The 15633-nt window shown below is 37.3% G+C and carries 17 protein-coding genes and 1 tRNA gene; 14 read left to right on the forward strand and 4 right to left on the reverse strand.

Annotated elements, in window-relative coordinates; translation table 11 throughout:
* The first annotated feature begins 258 nt into the window (after nucleotides 1-258).
* From glyA to nusB, 6 genes are all read left to right on the forward strand, one after another.
* Nucleotides 259-1572: a serine hydroxymethyltransferase gene (gene glyA, locus NPX98_RS04960; protein WP_269023051.1), complete on the forward strand. Its 1314-nt coding sequence runs from the start codon at nucleotides 259-261 to the stop codon at nucleotides 1570-1572.
* Between the two features lie 12 nt (nucleotides 1573-1584).
* Nucleotides 1585-2067 (forward strand): transcriptional regulator NrdR, encoded by a 483-nt coding sequence (gene nrdR, locus NPX98_RS04965; protein WP_269023052.1) that lies wholly within the window; start codon nucleotides 1585-1587, stop codon nucleotides 2065-2067.
* Entirely contained in the window at nucleotides 2060-3184 is a 1125-nt protein-coding gene (ribD, locus tag NPX98_RS04970; protein WP_269023053.1) for a bifunctional diaminohydroxyphosphoribosylaminopyrimidine deaminase/5-amino-6-(5-phosphoribosylamino)uracil reductase RibD, read from the forward strand. Before nrdR ends, ribD begins: the two co-directional genes overlap by 8 nt.
* On the forward strand, nucleotides 3166-3783 hold the full coding sequence (locus tag NPX98_RS04975) for a riboflavin synthase (RefSeq protein WP_269023054.1): 618 nt from the start codon (nucleotides 3166-3168) through the stop codon (nucleotides 3781-3783). The genes ribD and NPX98_RS04975 overlap by 19 nt, the downstream gene beginning before the upstream one ends.
* A gap of 84 nt (nucleotides 3784-3867) precedes the next feature.
* A complete protein-coding gene (locus tag NPX98_RS04980) occupies nucleotides 3868-4326 on the forward strand; it encodes a 6,7-dimethyl-8-ribityllumazine synthase (protein ID WP_269023055.1) in 459 nt (152 codons plus the stop codon).
* A gap of 1 nt (nucleotide 4327) precedes the next feature.
* On the forward strand, nucleotides 4328-4798 hold the full coding sequence (nusB, locus tag NPX98_RS04985) for a transcription antitermination factor NusB (RefSeq protein WP_269023056.1): 471 nt from the start codon (nucleotides 4328-4330) through the stop codon (nucleotides 4796-4798).
* A 69-nt stretch (nucleotides 4799-4867) separates the two neighbouring features.
* Here the strand turns inward: nusB and NPX98_RS04990 are convergent, their stop codons facing one another.
* Nucleotides 4868-5341, reverse strand: a complete 474-nt coding sequence (locus tag NPX98_RS04990) for an outer membrane protein assembly factor BamE (protein ID WP_269023161.1) — start codon at nucleotides 5339-5341, stop codon at nucleotides 4868-4870.
* 238 nt (nucleotides 5342-5579) lie between these two features.
* Between NPX98_RS04990 and NPX98_RS04995 the strand changes: the two genes are divergently transcribed.
* The 5 genes from NPX98_RS04995 (at nucleotide 5580) to NPX98_RS05015 (ending at nucleotide 9444) form a co-directional block, all read left to right on the forward strand.
* Nucleotides 5580-6137: a DUF177 domain-containing protein gene (locus NPX98_RS04995; RefSeq protein WP_269023057.1), complete on the forward strand. Its 558-nt coding sequence runs from the start codon at nucleotides 5580-5582 to the stop codon at nucleotides 6135-6137.
* A gap of 141 nt (nucleotides 6138-6278) precedes the next feature.
* The gene (plsX, locus tag NPX98_RS05000; protein WP_269023058.1) at nucleotides 6279-7349 is read left to right on the forward strand and encodes a phosphate acyltransferase PlsX; all 1071 of its coding nucleotides are present in this window, start codon (nucleotides 6279-6281) and stop codon (nucleotides 7347-7349) included.
* 49 nt (nucleotides 7350-7398) lie between these two features.
* A complete protein-coding gene (locus NPX98_RS05005) occupies nucleotides 7399-8373 on the forward strand; it encodes a beta-ketoacyl-ACP synthase III (RefSeq protein WP_269023059.1) in 975 nt (324 codons plus the stop codon).
* Nucleotides 8374-8449: 76 nt separating this feature from the next.
* Nucleotides 8450-8761, forward strand: a complete 312-nt coding sequence (locus NPX98_RS05010) for an integration host factor subunit alpha (protein ID WP_269023060.1) — start codon at nucleotides 8450-8452, stop codon at nucleotides 8759-8761.
* A 173-nt stretch (nucleotides 8762-8934) separates the two neighbouring features.
* Nucleotides 8935-9444 carry a MerR family transcriptional regulator gene (locus tag NPX98_RS05015; protein WP_269023061.1) on the forward strand — a complete coding sequence of 170 codons (510 nt, stop codon included), beginning with the start codon at nucleotides 8935-8937 and terminating at the stop codon, nucleotides 9442-9444.
* Nucleotides 9445-9861: 417 nt separating this feature from the next.
* On the opposite strand, the gene thrS is transcribed toward NPX98_RS05015, so the two are convergent.
* The 3 genes from thrS to NPX98_RS05030 form a co-directional block, all read right to left on the reverse strand.
* Nucleotides 9862-11838, reverse strand: a complete 1977-nt coding sequence (gene thrS, locus NPX98_RS05020) for a threonine--tRNA ligase (protein ID WP_269023062.1) — start codon at nucleotides 11836-11838, stop codon at nucleotides 9862-9864.
* A 524-nt stretch (nucleotides 11839-12362) separates the two neighbouring features.
* Nucleotides 12363-12707: a membrane protein insertion efficiency factor YidD gene (gene yidD / locus NPX98_RS05025; protein WP_269023063.1), complete on the reverse strand. Its 345-nt coding sequence runs from the start codon at nucleotides 12705-12707 to the stop codon at nucleotides 12363-12365.
* Nucleotides 12694-13164, reverse strand: coding sequence for an iron-sulfur cluster assembly scaffold protein (locus tag NPX98_RS05030; protein WP_269023064.1), 471 nt, complete (start codon nucleotides 13162-13164; stop codon nucleotides 12694-12696). Before NPX98_RS05030 ends, yidD begins: the two co-directional genes overlap by 14 nt.
* 127 nt (nucleotides 13165-13291) lie before the next feature.
* Between NPX98_RS05030 and folE the strand changes: the two genes are divergently transcribed.
* The 3 genes from folE (at nucleotide 13292) to NPX98_RS05045 (ending at nucleotide 15541) form a co-directional block, all read left to right on the forward strand.
* Entirely contained in the window at nucleotides 13292-13915 is a 624-nt protein-coding gene (gene folE / locus NPX98_RS05035) for a GTP cyclohydrolase I FolE (RefSeq protein WP_269023065.1), read from the forward strand.
* Nucleotides 13916-14044: 129 nt separating this feature from the next.
* Nucleotides 14045-14129, forward strand: a tRNA-Leu gene (locus tag NPX98_RS05040).
* Between the two features lie 221 nt (nucleotides 14130-14350).
* Entirely contained in the window at nucleotides 14351-15541 is a 1191-nt protein-coding gene (locus NPX98_RS05045; protein ID WP_269023066.1) for an alpha/beta hydrolase, read from the forward strand.
* Nucleotides 15542-15633 lie beyond the last annotated feature (92 nt).

The following is a 15633-nucleotide window of genomic DNA, read 5'->3' on the forward strand; positions in this document are numbered from 1 at the left end:
CATAATTTGACTCAAAGTATTAGATGTTTGGAGATGATAATTCCATAGTTTATCTTTTTTGTACAAAAGATATAGTAATAAGAACAATTTAGAAAGTTTCTCCTTGTTAAAATTGTAAAAGAATCAAAGTGTATTTGTAATTAGTTTATCTACTGTATTTTCAATTTTGGCAATTAGAATAGCTTAAAGTATTTTATCTATATAAGCCGTTATGTTACTATCCATTATTTCATTTTTTCTAATGTTAGGACGTATTTTATGACACAGCAAATAAATGAACTACAGAAGCGTTTTTTTAACGATGATTTACAAACCGTGGATTCTGCGGTTTTAGATGCTATAAATGGTGAACTTGAACGCCAACGTTCTGAAATTGAACTGATAGCGTCAGAAAATATTGTTTCGAGAGCGGTTCTTGAAGCGCAGGGGTCCGTTTTTACCAATAAATATGCAGAAGGTTATCCAGGAAAACGCTACTATATTGGTTGCCATTTTGCAGATTTGGTTGAAAAATTAGCAATTGAGCGAGCAAAGGAGCTTTTTGGTGCTGCTTTTGTAAATGTTCAACCGAATTCTGGTAGCCAAATGAATCAAGCTGTATTCTTAGCTTTGCTACAACCTGGTGATACATTTATGGGATTGGATTTGAATTCTGGTGGTCATCTTACGCATGGCTCAGCTGTTAATATGTCTGGAAAATGGTTTGATGTTGTTTCCTATGGTGTTCGTCAAGACGATCAGCTTATCGATATGGAAGAAGTTGAACGTCTTGCAAAAAAGCATAAGCCAAAGCTTATAATAGCAGGTGGAACGGCTTATTCGCGTATATGGGATTGGAAGCGGTTTCGTGAAATTACAGATGAGATTGGGGCTTATTTAATGGTTGATATGTCTCATATTGCAGGTTTAGTTGCTGGTGGTGTTCATCCTTCTCCTATACCATATGCTCATGTTATTACCACTACAACGCATAAGTCATTGCGCGGTCCTCGTGGTGGTATGATATTGACGAATGATGAAACTTTAGCAAAAAAAATTAATTCAGCCGTTTTTCCAGGTCTTCAAGGTGGTCCTTTGATGCACGTCATCGCTGCTAAAGCTGTCGCACTAGGAGAGGCTTTACAACCCGCTTTTAAAAATTATGCTGCTAATGTTGTTTCTAATGCGAAAACCTTGGTCAATGGTTTACAGAATAATGGCTTTAACATTGTTTCTGGCGGTACAGATAATCATCTATTATTGCTTGATTTGCGTTCCAAAAGCATAACAGGAAAAAGTGCAGCGTTAGCTTTGGGGCGTGCTGGAATTATCTGCAATAAAAATAGTATTCCTTTTGATCCCGAACAGCCATTTATAACATCGGGCATTCGTTTAGGTACACCTGCTGCAACAACACGTGGTTTTGCAGCAAGTGAATTTATACAAATTTGTGACTTTATTTCCGAAGTTCTTGATGGTCTTAGAGCTGTAAACAACGATGAAGAAAATGCTGCCGTGGAAATTTCTGTTAAGAAAAAGGTAAAGAATATGACAGAAAAATTTCCTCTTTATTCCTATCTTGCCCCTAATTAAGGTGTACAAAAAATGCGTTGCCCATACTGTCAATCTGAGGATACACAAGTTAAGGATTCACGCCCTGCGGAGGAAGGAGCGGTCATTCGTCGCCGTCGTGTGTGTTCCATTTGTGGTGGTCGTTTTACAACCTTTGAGCGTGTTCAGTTGCGTGAACTTTTGGTTCTTAAAAAAAGCGGTCGTTGTGAGCCATTCGATCGTGATAAATTAACGCGATCGGTTGATGTAGCAGTACGTAAACGGAATATTGATCATGAGCGTATTGAACAGGCAATTTCTGGTATTGTACGTCGGCTTGAGAGTTTAGGAGAACCTGAGATTGCTTCAGAAAAAATTGGGTGTCTTGTTATGGAGTCTTTAAAGAGCATTGACGATATTGCGTATATCCGTTTTGCTTCTGTATATCGAGATTTTCGTAATGCAAGTGACTTTCATAATGTTATAAATGAATTGTCAAAAGATGTGACGGATATAGAATCTTTTTTTGATGAATAAAGAAGAACAAGATAAGCGATTTATGGCTGCAGCTATTCGCTTAGCAGAGCGTCATATTGGCCTTACTGGTGAAAACCCTTCCGTCGGTGCGTTAATTGTACGAAGTGATGGTATGGAGGCATGCATTGTTGGTTATGGTGTAACAGCTGTTGGCGGAAGGCCGCATGCCGAAGTGCAAGCTTTAGGTATGGCTGGTTCATTAGCTCATAACGCAACTGCCTATGTTACTTTGGAGCCTTGTTCACATTATGGGAAGACTTCCCCATGTGTAAATGCACTTATTGAATCAGGTATTTCGCGGGTTGTTATTGCTCTTACTGATCCAGATAAGCGGGTTAATGGCCGTGGTATTGCTCTTTTACGCGCAGCTGGCATTGAAGTTATTGAGGAGGTTCTTGCTGAAGAAGCGTTTGAAGTATTAAGTTCTTATATATGCATAAAGAAATTGCAACGGTGTGCAGTGACTTTAAAAATGGCAATTTCTAAAGATAATGGTGTGGGTAAAACGGGGCAGGGTGGATTAAAAATTAGTGGCGCAATGGCTCATACATATACTCATATTCTGAGAGCGCAAAATAATGCTATTATGGTTGGTATTGGCACTATATTAGCTGATGATCCACAATTAAACTGCCGTTTGCCAGGGTTAGAAATGCGCTCTCCTATACGTGTTGTTTTGGATTCAGATTTACGTATTCCACTTGATGCAAGAGTTGTTCAAACAGCAGCAAAAATTCCTACTTGGGTTTTTTGTAATGCAACTCTTTTGAATAAAAGCAAAAAAAAGGCGCTGGAAAAGCGTGGTGTGTCTGTGTGTTCTGTAGAAGTTAATCATAATTGTATGCCGCCCTTTGTTGTTTTACAGCTGCTTTATCAACGTGGAATCAATAGCGTTTTACTTGAGGGTGGAGTTAAGACAGGAGAGAAGTTTTTAAATGCTGGTTGTGTAGATCATGTGATATGCTTTCATGCACCAATCATCTTAGGAGATAATCGTATTGAAGCTCCTCATTTTGAGGCTTATCTTTCGGAATTTAAACAAATTGAGACGAGAATGCTCGGAAATGACCGTTTTTGTAAATGGAGGCGCAAGACATTATGTTTACAGGGATTATAACGGATATCGGTTGTGTTGAAGATATCCAGTTTTTAAAGCAGGGGCGACGTTTCAATATTTCTACTCGCTATGATGTAGAGAATTTAAAAATTGGTGCGTCAATTGCGTGTTCAGGAATTTGTTTGACAGTTGTTGAGCACGGGCAAACACAAGTATGTGCCAATTGGTTTGCTGTGGAAGCATGGGAAGAAGCATTGCGTTTGACTAATCTTGCACAATGGACGAAAGGAACATACGTTAATTTAGAGCGTTCGCTACGGCTTGGAGATGAAATGGGGGGACATTTGGTGTCAGGTCATGTTGATGGTTTGGCTGAGATTATTGACCAGAAAAGTGAAGGTGATGCGGTTCGTTTTATTTTGCAAGTTCCAATACGGTGGGCACCCTTTCTTGCGGAAAAAGGTTCTGTTGCACTTAATGGTACATCTCTAACTGTTAATAGCGTTAAAGATAATATTTTTGATGTCCTTATTATTCGCCATACGCTTGAAGTAACAACATGGGGACAAGCCAAAGTTGGTGACCAGATAAATCTAGAAGTTGATCAAATTGCTCGTTATGCTGCTAGACTTTCTGGCTTTACAATGAAAGATGAATGAGCTGGAAAATGTGTTGTATTTTTAAAGATTTGGTATTCTGCTACACAAAATTCCTTTATTGATTTTTTCTATTGAGGTTTCATTATGCTCCCCAAAATACAGAAACAGCCACATGTATTGATTGTAGAAGCGCGTTTTTATGATGGAATTTCTGATGCGCTTCTTGCCGGTGCGGTTGGTGTTTTACAAAAAGCTGAAGTAAGTTATGATATTGTGACGGTGCCGGGAGCGTTGGAGGTTCCGGGTGCGATAGCTTTTGCTGAAAAAAATAGCCAAATATCTTATAATGGTTATATAGCGCTTGGTTGTGTTATTCGGGGTGAGACATATCATTTTGAAATTGTCGCTGACCATTCCTGTAGAGCATTAATGGATTTAACTGTTCATCGACATTTGGCTATTGGAAATGGTATTTTGACTGTTGAAAATGAAGAACAAGCATGGGCACGCGCAAAACAAGATGAACAAAATAAAGGTGGTTTTGCTGCTGAAGCTGCTTTATGTATGATTGCTCTAAAGAAGAGATTTGGAGATAAGCATTAATATGACGCGTACAAAAAGCAAATATTCTTTGCGCTTGGCCAACAAACGCGGAGCGGCAAGGCTTGCTGCAGTACAGGCGCTGTATCAAATGGATATAGTAGGTACTGGTGTTACGGAAATAGCAGCTGAGTATGAGGCTTATCGTCTAGGAAAAAATATTGATGGAGATCAGTATCTTGCAGTTGATTTTCAATGGTTTCGAGCTATTATAGCTGGTGTTGTACGAGATCAAAAACAGCTGGATCCTATGCTGCATCAGCAACTTCCTGAACAATGGTCACTTTCACGTATTAATTCGATATTACGAGCTGTTCTGCGAGCAGGCTTATGGGAATTAATAAACCGCAAGGATGTTCCTGTTGCTGTTGTTGTGAATGAATATGTTGATATAGCAAAAGCATTTTTTGAAAGTGATGAGCCAAAACTTGTTAATGCAGTTCTTGATAAAATAGCAAAAGAAATCCACTTTTAAAAGAATGATAAAATCCCACTATTATTGGGATTTTATGGTTATTTGTAAAAGCTAGCTACTCACAATTAGTCAATTTATAATATTTTTTGTAGATTCTTTGATAATCTGTAATAAGAAATTCTGATCTTTATTAGTCGTTGGTGTTGTTTGTGAGACGAAATCAAAAATTTTACCATCTTGTAGACCATAATTAGCTATTTTTGCCACCTGATTTTTTTTATTAAAGTAAATGGCCAAAACTTTACGATCAATTATTTTGGTTTTCATAAATTGCACTCCCCGATACCGAGTTTGTGAAATATAATAGAAAACCTCGTTGTCGTATTTTACCTTTAATGAGGGAGATCCTAAAGCCAAAAGGACTTGTTCTTGACTTGATCCAATAGAAATAGAATCAAGAGCATTCTGATCAAGGATATAGCCTTCTCTATATATCTGCTCCGAATTTAAAGGATTAGAACTACAACCAGCAATTACCACCATACTTGCTATTAATGAGCTAAGTAACAACTTATGTTTTATTAAGGTTATTTTGCGGGGCATTTGAAACAATGATATCTCCATGTCTATACTGAATACACAATAAGAAGGCACATCTAAGCCTTTTTTAACTTTTAAATTTAATATAATCTGCTATGGCTTATGCTAAGCTTCTTCAATTACAAAAGAAAGTATGCCATATAGAATTCCTTTAGAAAAGAAAATTTTACAACTCATAAAATGTAATCTGACCAAATAAAGGCACAATATACTACAATATTTATATTGTGGAGTTTTATCAATGAATGTTCAAAATGTTTCTCAAATGACGTTTGCTTTAACTTATCCGATTTTAGTGCATTCATTACCTGTTAAAGGTATGAAGATTCATATTTGTGCAAATCAACAAGAGCGTGTACATTTGGCTAAAAATCACGATTTAGTTGAAGTGAAACTTTATGAGGGAGAGTTCCAGATTTCACCATGGAAAAAACGTGGAGTGCGTATACAAGGTTTACTGCGATCTCATATAATACAATCATGTGTTGTTACATTAGAACCACTAGAAAATATTATTCATGAAAAAATAGATGTTGTATTTGTTCCTGGAGATTTAAATTTTGTTAAACCAAAAACATCAGAAGATACGGGTGAGTTGTTTTTAGATGTACATGGTCCAGATATACCAGAAGTTTTTTATGATGATAAAATTGATATTGGTGCGCTCATGGAAGAATTTTTTGAATTGTCAATTGATCATTATCCACGCAAAAAGGATATAAGCATGGATGTTATTAACAGTTCAGAAGAAATTGAGCAAAAATTGTCGCCATTTTCTGTTTTGAAAAAGTTAATGTAATTATAAACATATAAATAAAAAATATCTGTTGTACATCAGCATAAAAACAGTATTTTTTGCAGAGTTATTTTAGCTATAAGTTTGGGGGTTGTGCAGTGGCCAAAAATTGCAATGTAAATTTAAAGATGTGGGATATGAGGCGTGATTAGGATTTCTGTGGATGTAATGGGTGGTGATTATGGCCCAGAGGTTATTATTTCGGGAGCAGCGATTGCTCAAAAAAAATTACCCAATATTCATTTTTTGTTTTACGGAATAGAGAAAACTGTTAAGCCAATTTTAAAAAAATATCCTTGTTTGGTTACCGCATCGCGATTTTATCCAACAGAAAGTTATACATGTATGGATGAAAAACCAAGCCAAGCACTTCGCATTGGGCGTGGTAAATCATCAATGTGGTGTGCTATTGAGGCAGTAAAAAATGGCGAAGCTGATGCTTGTATTTCAGCTGGCAATACTGGTGCGCTTATGGCAATGTCTTATTTTTGTTTGAAAATGATGGCAGAAGCTGAACGTCCTGGAATTGCTGGTATTTGGCCAACACTTCGTCATGAAAGTATTGTTCTAGATATTGGGGCAACGATTGGTGCATCTGCTGGGCAATTGGTTGATCTGGCGGTTATGGGGGCTGGTATGTTTCGCGCTTTATATCATGTTGAAAAACCAAGTGTTGGGCTTTTAAATGTCGGTGTTGAAGAAGTCAAAGGTCTTTATGAAATAAAAAAAGCCGGAATGATGTTGCGTAAGGTACAGTTAGACGGGCTAGAGTATAAGGGATTTGTTGAAGGCGATGACATTGGAAAAGGAACAGTTGATGTTGTTGTGACTGAAGGATTTTCTGGAAATATTGCTTTAAAAGCAGCAGAAGGAACTGCGCGACAGATGAGTGAAATCTTAAACGTTGCTATGCGTAGTTCTCTTTGCTCGTCTCTGGGTTATTTTTTGTCGCGAGGTGCTTTCCGTAAATTAAGACAAAAAATGGATCCTGATAGAGTCAATGGTGGTGTACTGTTAGGTTTGAATGGTATTGTTATAAAAAGTCATGGTAGTGCTAATGCTGGCGGTTTTGCTTCCGCTATTCGTGTTGGTTATGAGATGGCGAGGAGCGGACTTTTGGAAAAAATAACTGCAGATTTACGTCGTTTTCATGAGGGTAGAACAGCATTTTTTGAAGATGAAAGTGGAGCTATGGTCAGTGGAGAAACAATATGATCAACATTCGCAGTGCAAGTAAGAAATTTCAGGAAAAGGTTATAGCCGAATGATTCGATCAGTTGTGTGCGGTATAGGAAGTGCCTTACCCAAAAAAAGCTTATCGAATGATGAGATTTCGATGTTTGTTGAAACATCTGATTCGTGGATTGTTCAGCGTACGGGGATTCACCAGCGTTACATAGCCGATGAAGATGAAACAACCGTCTCTTTGGGAGTAGCGGCAGCGCAAGCTGCACTAAAAAATGCTGGTATAACAATACAAGATATTGATTGTATTATTTTAGCGACTTCAACGCCAAACCGAACTTTTCCAGCTTCTTCGGTTGAGATTCAACATGCTCTAGGGATGCGGCATGGTTTTGCTTTTGATATTCAAGCTGTTTGTTCCGGTTTTATTTTTGCGTTAACAACGGGAGATGCTTATTTACGCAGCGGAGCAAGCAAAAGGATTTTGGTGATTGGATCTGAAACATTCTCTCGAATTTTGGATTGGCAAGATCGTACGACATGTGTTTTGTTTGGTGATGGTGCGGGTGCAGCTGTCTTAGAAGCGCGAGAAATTGAAGATAGCTGTGCTTCTGATCGCGGTATATTGTCTACAAAGTTACGTTCTGATGGTGCGTATAAAGATAAGTTGTATGTCGATGGAGGTCCTTCAACAACGCAAACAACAGGTCATTTACGTATGGATGGGCGGGAAGTATTTAAATATGCTGTCGGTATGATAACTGATGTGATTGATGATTGTTTTGCTGCCGTTAATATGAACCCTTCTCAATTAGATTGGTTTGTGCCACATCAGGCCAATAGACGCATCATTGAAGCATCAGCTAAAAAGTTAGGAATCGCGATAGATAAGGTTGTAATTACTATTGATCAACACGGTAATACGTCTGCAGCATCAGTACCATTAGCTTTGACAACGGCTGTTCAAGATGGAAGAATTAAAAAAGGAGATCTCATTATGCTAGAAGCTATGGGAGGTGGGTTTACATGGGGAGCGATTCTTGTTCGTTGGTAGATTATGGCAACTTGACCATATTTGAATAAAACGTATAAATCACTTTGTAATCTTTAATTTTGAATAGGTAATTATAATGACAAGTAAGACAGTAACGCGTGCGGATTTGGCTAACGCGGTTTGTAGGAGAGTGGGCTTGTCACACACTGAATCAGCAGCTTTGGTTGAATTTGTTTTAGACGAAATTTGCAATTCACTTGTAAAAGGTGAAGTAGTCAAATTGTCTTCTTTTGCAACTTTTCAAGTTCGCAATAAAAGTGAACGGGTTGGTCGCAATCCAAAAACAGGCGTAGAAGCACCCATTCCGCCAAGGCGTGTGGTAACATTCAAAGCAGCAAATGCGCTTAAGCAAAGAATTGTAGATGCACACCGTGCGCAACAAAAATAATTTTGATATCAAAACATCTTGTATTTGTTAAAAAGATTTTGTTAACTAAGATCTTCTGCTTTTATTGTTAGAAAAAATATTTAAATTAGTTGAATATGACCTTATTTTTGACCAATATTGGTAAGAAAATTAATCGGTAGTTTATAAATCATTTATTTAGGTAAGGTATTAAAATGGACAAGAGCCCTGATGCTTTTCGCACAATTAGCGAAGTAGCTGAGTTGTTGGGGCTTCCGCAGCATGTATTAAGATTTTGGGAAACGCGTTTTCCTCAGATTAAGCCATTGAAGCGCGGTGGTGGAAGGCGTTATTATCGTCCTGCTGATGTTGATTTACTTAATGGTATTAAGGAATTACTTTATGCACAGGGTTATACTATAAAAGGTGTGCAACGTTTTTTGAAAGATAATGGTGCTGCTTTTGTTATCGCGCTTGGCAATGGCGATCTTGATGCTATGAATGTTGTTGTAGAAAAAAAGCACGCAGAGCAAGAATCTAAATTTGCTCAAGTTAAACCCAAAAAGGCAGCATTTGGGCTTTTAGGTTTCATGAGGGGTGAGGAGGAAGTATCTGTCGGTGCTGTTGACAGCCATCAGGATAAGACTGATAAAATATTATTACAGGAAGCATTACTTGAATTAATTGAATGTAAGCGCGTACTGGACAGAGCGCGGGAGCAATAGGTATTGTTTATTCCGTAATATATGAGTTATATATTATTTTTATTTCCTTTTATTTCCTTTATTGTTAAAGTTGTGGTGAAGAGTGGTGTTTACACCACTCTTTTTTTATTAAGAGAGTTATCCATTATATTTGAGACAACTCTTAGCTGTATTAATATTTTTCAAAAAAGGCAAGGATAATTGACCCTACCACCACTATTAGTAGTATAATAAATATAGTCAACCACAATAGCGTCATACGATATCTCCTTTAAAATTTGTGGTTATTCTTTAGTTTCTGTGTTAGTGCATTAACGACATGGGTCTGAGAGCATCGCTGCGTTTATGTGTTGTTTTAATATTTTCTTCTATAGGTAATAGCAACAGCCATTTTAGTTCAGATTAGTTCAGAATTATTAGCCTTTTAATTTTCATGCTTTAAGCATTCATCAAACGACGTAAATCTGGAGGTGTTGCTTCATCTGCAAGTTGTTTAATGGCTTCTTCTATAGGTAAAACAATTTGATTCATACTGCCCAAGCGGCGTATATTTATACTATTTGTTTCGGATTCGCGTTTACCACATACGAAAATTACAGGAACTTTCTGTAAAGAATGTTCACGTATTTTATAGTTAATTTTTTCATTGCGAAGATCTAATATTGCTGAGAGACCAGCTGTTCTAAGCTTTGCCGTTATCTTTTTTGCATATTCGTTTGCTTCGGATGTAATTGTTGCTACAACGACTTGTTGAGGTGCAAGCCAAAGCGGCATATGTCCAGAAAAATTTTCAATTAATATACCAAAAAAACGCTCCATCGAACCTAAAATAGCTCGATGAATCATAACAGGTTGGCGCTTTTCTGAATCCTTATCAATATAGAATGCATCAAAACGTTCAGGTAGATTAAAGTCTACCTGCGTTGTGCCACATTGCCATTCGCGACCGATAGCATCTTTTAATGTATATTCAAATTTTGGTCCATAGAATGCACCTTCACCAGGAAGGATACTTGTTTTAATGCGTCCTGCGGATTCTGTTTCGATAGTTTTAAGAACAGATGTCATGATATTCTCTGCATGGTCCCATAATTCGTCAGGGCCGACACGTTTTTCAGGACGTGTTGAGAGCTTAAGACTAATTTCTTCGAAACCGAAGTCAGCATAAGTGGATAAGATAAGATCATTAATCTTAAAACATTCGTCAGCCAATTGCTCATCGGTACAAAAAATATGCGCATCATCTTGTGTAAAGCTACGCACGCGCATGAGACCGTGTAAAGAACCTGAAGGTTCGTAACGATGGACAAGACCAAATTCAGCTAGCCTAACAGGCAAATCGCGGTAAGATTTTAAACCATGTTTAAAAATCTGCACATGACCAGGGCAATTCATTGGTTTAAGGGCGTAAACATGTTCATCATCCCAGTTATTAGTAGCTGGGATTGTTTTAAACATATTCTCTTTATACCATCCCCAATGACCAGATGTTTCCCAAAGTGATTTATCAAGAACTTGCGGTGCATTCACTTCTGCATATTGATGATCATCGAGGCGTCGACGCATATAGCTAATCAAATTTTGGAACATTTTCCAGCCTTTAGGATGCCAGAAAATCATCCCTGGGCCTTCTTCTTGAAAATGAAATAAATCCATTTCACGTCCTAAGCGGCGATGATCGCGCTTTTCAGCTTCTTCTAAAGTATGGAGATAGGCTTTTAAGTCATTTTCATTAGTAAATGCTGTGCCATAAATTCTTGTTAACATAGGATTATTGACATCTCCACGCCAATAGGCTCCGGCAACTTTCATCAATTTGAATGCACTACCGATTTGGCCAGTAGATTGCATATGTGGACCGCGGCAAAGATCAAACCAATCACCTTGATAATAGATTTTCAATTCTTGATTTTCTGGAATGGCATTAATGAGCTCAACTTTATAGAATTCACCTTTTTCAGCAAAAACTTTTTTGGCTTTTTCGCGTGTCCAAATTTCCTTTCTGAAAGCTTTATTGCGTTGGATAATTTCATGCATTTTTTTTTCAATGATTGTGAGATCATCTAGAGTGAAAGGCTGTTTCCGTGCAAAATCATAATAAAAACCATTTTCAATAACTGGACCTATTGTAACTTGTGTTTCAGGAAATAGCTCTTGTACTGCTTCGGCTAAAACATGCGCGCAATCATGGCGTATTAATTCAAGTGCACGTGAATCATCGCGGGTAATAATTTCCACCCGACCAGATTGGCTTAATGGATCTGAAAGATCTCGAGCAATACCATTGAGGTTATAGGCAACTGCTTTTTTTGCGAGTGATTTAGAAATGGATTCAGCTAATTCTAAGCCTGTCATTCCAACAGGGTAATCACGTTTTGAGCCATCGGGAAAAGAAAGAGAAACAGAGCAAGACATAAAACACCCTTTTAATCCAATTCCGCTAACGATTGCGGATGGTTACGTGAAAACCCAATGATGATAAGATAAAGTTAATTCAAAATCAACAATCTTCCAATATAGTTTCTGCTTAAAGGATTTTTTGTCTTTTTTACAAATATTTCGAAAAAAAACCTATATTTATAGGCTTCTTCATTAGAGTTAATTCTTGGGTTTATTGATTTAAGCGTTTGCCCATTTTCTTCGCGTTGAATATTCATAACACGAGGTTTGCTTCTTTTTTATTTGTGATCCTGATGTCATTCATGATCTTTAGTTATTCATTCTGTGCATTTGATTAATAGCTCTTCTTTTTCTTTCATTAGATTATTAAGTCTCCAATAAAATTTGTATTTTTCCCATATTAATAGTGTGGAAACGACTACAGCAACCGTTATACAGATGCAAGTATATCTATTAACATATTGCTATTCCTTTTTTCTTTTAGATGCATTAGTTTTCTACTAATAAGTTTTTACTAATATGCATGAGAAAAAGAAGAACTATTTGTTATGTTTGGTAGAAATTTTCCAATAGCGCCAAGGTTTATAAAAACAATAAAAACTCTCAAGAGAGAGTGGTACCGGATCAAAACCATGTGTTCCAAATGGACCACAACGCACGATACGAAAAAAACCCATCCACGCACCAGCCCATAAGCCGTGGCGTACGATTGCTTCATAAGTATATTCTGAGCAGGTTGGCATATGACGGCATTGGTTTCCTATAAAACTAGAAAGCGTTATTTGATAAAGGCGTATAAACGCAATACCAATTAACCGCCCAGGAGTTTTTCGCCAAGGACCTGTGTAATTCCGGGTTTGTAGCTTTTTTTTACAGGAACACATTTCTATAAGGGGGCGTGCAGCTTAACCGTTTCTTTTTTTCAATTTGTTCAATACAATCCACAACTGCATCAAAGGTAAGCATTGTTGATGCATGACGTGCTTTATAATTTTTAATGGGCTGCAAGCAAGAAAATTCTTCAAATGGAGCAGAAGGGGGAGGGCCATCCTTTGTTAGCATATTTTTAATAGTTTTTTGTAACAGTTTTAGATCCTGTATTTTTTTGCCAATGATGTGATCCGCTAAAATAGAAGACGAAGCTTGCCCAAGTGTGCAGGCACGTACTTCATGGCAAAAATCTATAACGATATCATCTTTTACTTTGAGATCTACGATAACCGTTGAACCGCAAAGTCGCGCGTGTTTTCTTGACGTTGCATCTGGATTACTAAGGCGACCAATTTTACTCATATTGGCAGCATATTTAAGTATTCTGCCATTATAGATATCGTCAATCATAAGGCTACGGCCTGAAATTTCAAGAGTTATAACTGTTGTTCACACTTTTAATTCGCTTGCATAGAGATTATACAGAATAAAATGGATATGTAACAGATATTTTGTACATAGTAAGCTGGAGTTTTTAATGCATAATTTTGTAAAAGGAGTAGCTACAGACTCATTTTCATTTGAGAAAGAGCGTCCTAGTTTTGAGGAAGTAGAGGCAGCAATTCGCACATTGTTGTTATGGATAGGAGAAAATCCAAATCGAGAAGGGCTTTTAGATACTCCAAGTCGTGTTGCCAAAGCATATCGCGATCTTTTTACCGGTTATAGCGAATCGGTTGAAGAAATTTTGGGCACAGTTTTTGAAGAAGTTTCGGGATATAATGAATCTGTAATTATGAAGGATATCTCTTTTTATTCACATTGCGAACACCATATGATTCCCATCGTTGGTAAAGCTCATATTGCTTATATTCCTGATGCAAAAGTTGTTGGTCTTTCAAAAATTGCACGTGTTGTAGATGTTTTTTCTCGCCGTTTACAAACACAAGAAACCATGACAGCTCAAGTGGCTGATGCTTTGCAAACATATCTAAAACCACGTGGTGTTGCGGTATTGATTGAGGCTGAACACATGTGCATGGCTATGAGAGGAGTACAAAAACAGGGTACGATGACGATTACAACAAGTTTTCATGGTGCTTATGCAAAAGATCAAGCTGCACAGGTTAATTTTATGACAATGGTTCGCAGCTTACGGTAAAATGCTCACTTTTATATCGAAATATTAATGATTTTAACAAAATAAATTATAAGAATGCGAAAATGAGCTTGTGACTTTCTTTACGATTTGTTACATGCCAATAATTGATACATTTTATTTTTACTGTGTGCGGTCGTGGCGGAATTGGTAGACGCGCAGCGTTGAGGTCGCTGTGAGGCAACTCGTGGAAGTTCGAGTCTTCTCGACCGCACCATTTTATTCTATAGTTGGTGTGTTCTATAGTTAATGTGAAATGCAAATAATAATATAATAGTCATATAAAATACGTATTAGAAGCTGAAATTTCTTCTTTTTTTATTATTTATTGTAATGCGCATCTTAATGATGGCTCTATTTCAGATTATCAGAAATTTTGTCTTCGTACTGTGCGGCTTAAAACATAGACTCTTTTTAAGATAACTAGGTAGCATTACAATGAAAAGTATCATTTTTTTAAAATATTTGGCACTTCTGATTTGCATTGCTTTGTTAGCAGCATGTAGTAGGTCGCGTGCTGTGCTTTGGCATGGAATACATGCCACACCGTCTATGATTGCAGTACAACGGGAAGTTGAAGGTGAACCGATTCCTCCGCAAGCTATCGTTCCAGTATATGTTGCAACGAGTCGTAAGATGCAGAATAGTTATTCTCAGCCTTATGGAGCTGCGCGATCAAATCAAGTACACTATAATCGTGTTGATGTAGGAATTCCTCAACGACATGTAAAAGGTATGGTTGAAACGAATGCATATAAACCCACTCACGATAAATATTTTGCAGCAGTGGCTTTGCACAAATATGATAACAAGGAACAGTTTAAGCAGAAATTAAATGCTGCTTTAGCTAAGAAGCCCAAAGGGAAAAAAGAGATTTTTCTTTTTATTCATGGTTACAACAACAATTTTGCTGATGGTACATTTCGTGCCGCTCAATTCACCCATGATTATTCTTTGAATACAGTTACGGTACACTATTCATGGCCTTCTGCTGGATCGATACCTCTTTATATTTATGATCGTGATAGCGCTAATTTTGCACGTGATGGACTGTTGGAGCTTTTGATAATTATTAGTAAAACAAATGCTGAACATGTTTCGATTATTGCGCATTCTATGGGAAATTTTATTACGATGGAAGCGTTTAGAACTTTGGCATTACAAGGAAAATATAAGCAAATTCAGCGTATTACAAGTTTCTTAATGGCTGCACCGGATATTGATCTTGATGTGTTTGAGCGCCAACTTAATGATATTAAGGAATTACCTCAACCAACAGCTATTTTGGTATCTCGTAAAGATAGAGCTCTTGCTGTTTCAGGGCGTCTTACGGGTGGGCATTCTCGTATAGGGGATGGTTCCGATATTGAAATATTGCGCAAGAATGGAATAGCTGTCATTGATCTCTCTAATGTTGATGGTGGAGAGCACAGTGTATTCGCATCTTCTCCAACATTGATGGCTCTTTCTCGAGAAGGGTCGTTAGCTTCAATGATTATGCAAGGCACAGAATTATCACCCAGTCAAGCAATTCTTGCTGATGGTCACAGTGTTTTAGAAAAAACAACACGCCTTATTTTTTATACACCTCTACATCTTTTATCTCCGTTAACGCATCGTTCAAGATGAAAGGAGTAGAAGTAATTATCAAATATAAAATGAATTAGAAATACTACTTTAGCATTTTCTTTAGAATAATTTTATAAAATAAAAGGTGAATA

This window comes from Bartonella sp. A05 (assembly GCF_026930145.1).
In the GTDB taxonomy this organism is placed as follows: domain Bacteria; phylum Pseudomonadota; class Alphaproteobacteria; order Rhizobiales; family Rhizobiaceae; genus Bartonella.

Bases quoted from the DNA above. Each gene is read 5' to 3' on its own strand.
- glyA (WP_269023051.1), top strand. From the start codon at position 259: ATGACACAGCAAATAAATGAACTACAGAAGCGTTTTTTTAACGATGAT.
- nrdR (WP_269023052.1), top strand. From the start codon at position 1,585: ATGCGTTGCCCATACTGTCAATCTGAGGATACACAAGTTAAGGATTCA.
- ribD (WP_269023053.1), top strand. From the start codon at position 2,060: ATGAATAAAGAAGAACAAGATAAGCGATTTATGGCTGCAGCTATTCGC.
- NPX98_RS04975 (WP_269023054.1), top strand. From the start codon at position 3,166: ATGTTTACAGGGATTATAACGGATATCGGTTGTGTTGAAGATATCCAG.
- NPX98_RS04980 (WP_269023055.1), top strand. From the start codon at position 3,868: ATGCTCCCCAAAATACAGAAACAGCCACATGTATTGATTGTAGAAGCG.
- nusB (WP_269023056.1), top strand. From the start codon at position 4,328: ATGACGCGTACAAAAAGCAAATATTCTTTGCGCTTGGCCAACAAACGC.
- NPX98_RS04990 (WP_269023161.1), bottom strand. From the start codon at position 5,341: ATGCCCCGCAAAATAACCTTAATAAAACATAAGTTGTTACTTAGCTCA.
- NPX98_RS04995 (WP_269023057.1), top strand. From the start codon at position 5,580: ATGAATGTTCAAAATGTTTCTCAAATGACGTTTGCTTTAACTTATCCG.
- NPX98_RS05005 (WP_269023059.1), top strand. From the start codon at position 7,399: ATGATTCGATCAGTTGTGTGCGGTATAGGAAGTGCCTTACCCAAAAAA.
- NPX98_RS05010 (WP_269023060.1), top strand. From the start codon at position 8,450: ATGACAAGTAAGACAGTAACGCGTGCGGATTTGGCTAACGCGGTTTGT.
- NPX98_RS05015 (WP_269023061.1), top strand. From the start codon at position 8,935: ATGGACAAGAGCCCTGATGCTTTTCGCACAATTAGCGAAGTAGCTGAG.
- thrS (WP_269023062.1), bottom strand. From the start codon at position 11,838: ATGTCTTGCTCTGTTTCTCTTTCTTTTCCCGATGGCTCAAAACGTGAT.
- yidD (WP_269023063.1), bottom strand. From the start codon at position 12,707: ATGTGTTCCTGTAAAAAAAAGCTACAAACCCGGAATTACACAGGTCCT.
- NPX98_RS05030 (WP_269023064.1), bottom strand. From the start codon at position 13,164: ATGATTGACGATATCTATAATGGCAGAATACTTAAATATGCTGCCAAT.
- folE (WP_269023065.1), top strand. From the start codon at position 13,292: ATGCATAATTTTGTAAAAGGAGTAGCTACAGACTCATTTTCATTTGAG.
- NPX98_RS05045 (WP_269023066.1), top strand. From the start codon at position 14,351: ATGAAAAGTATCATTTTTTTAAAATATTTGGCACTTCTGATTTGCATT.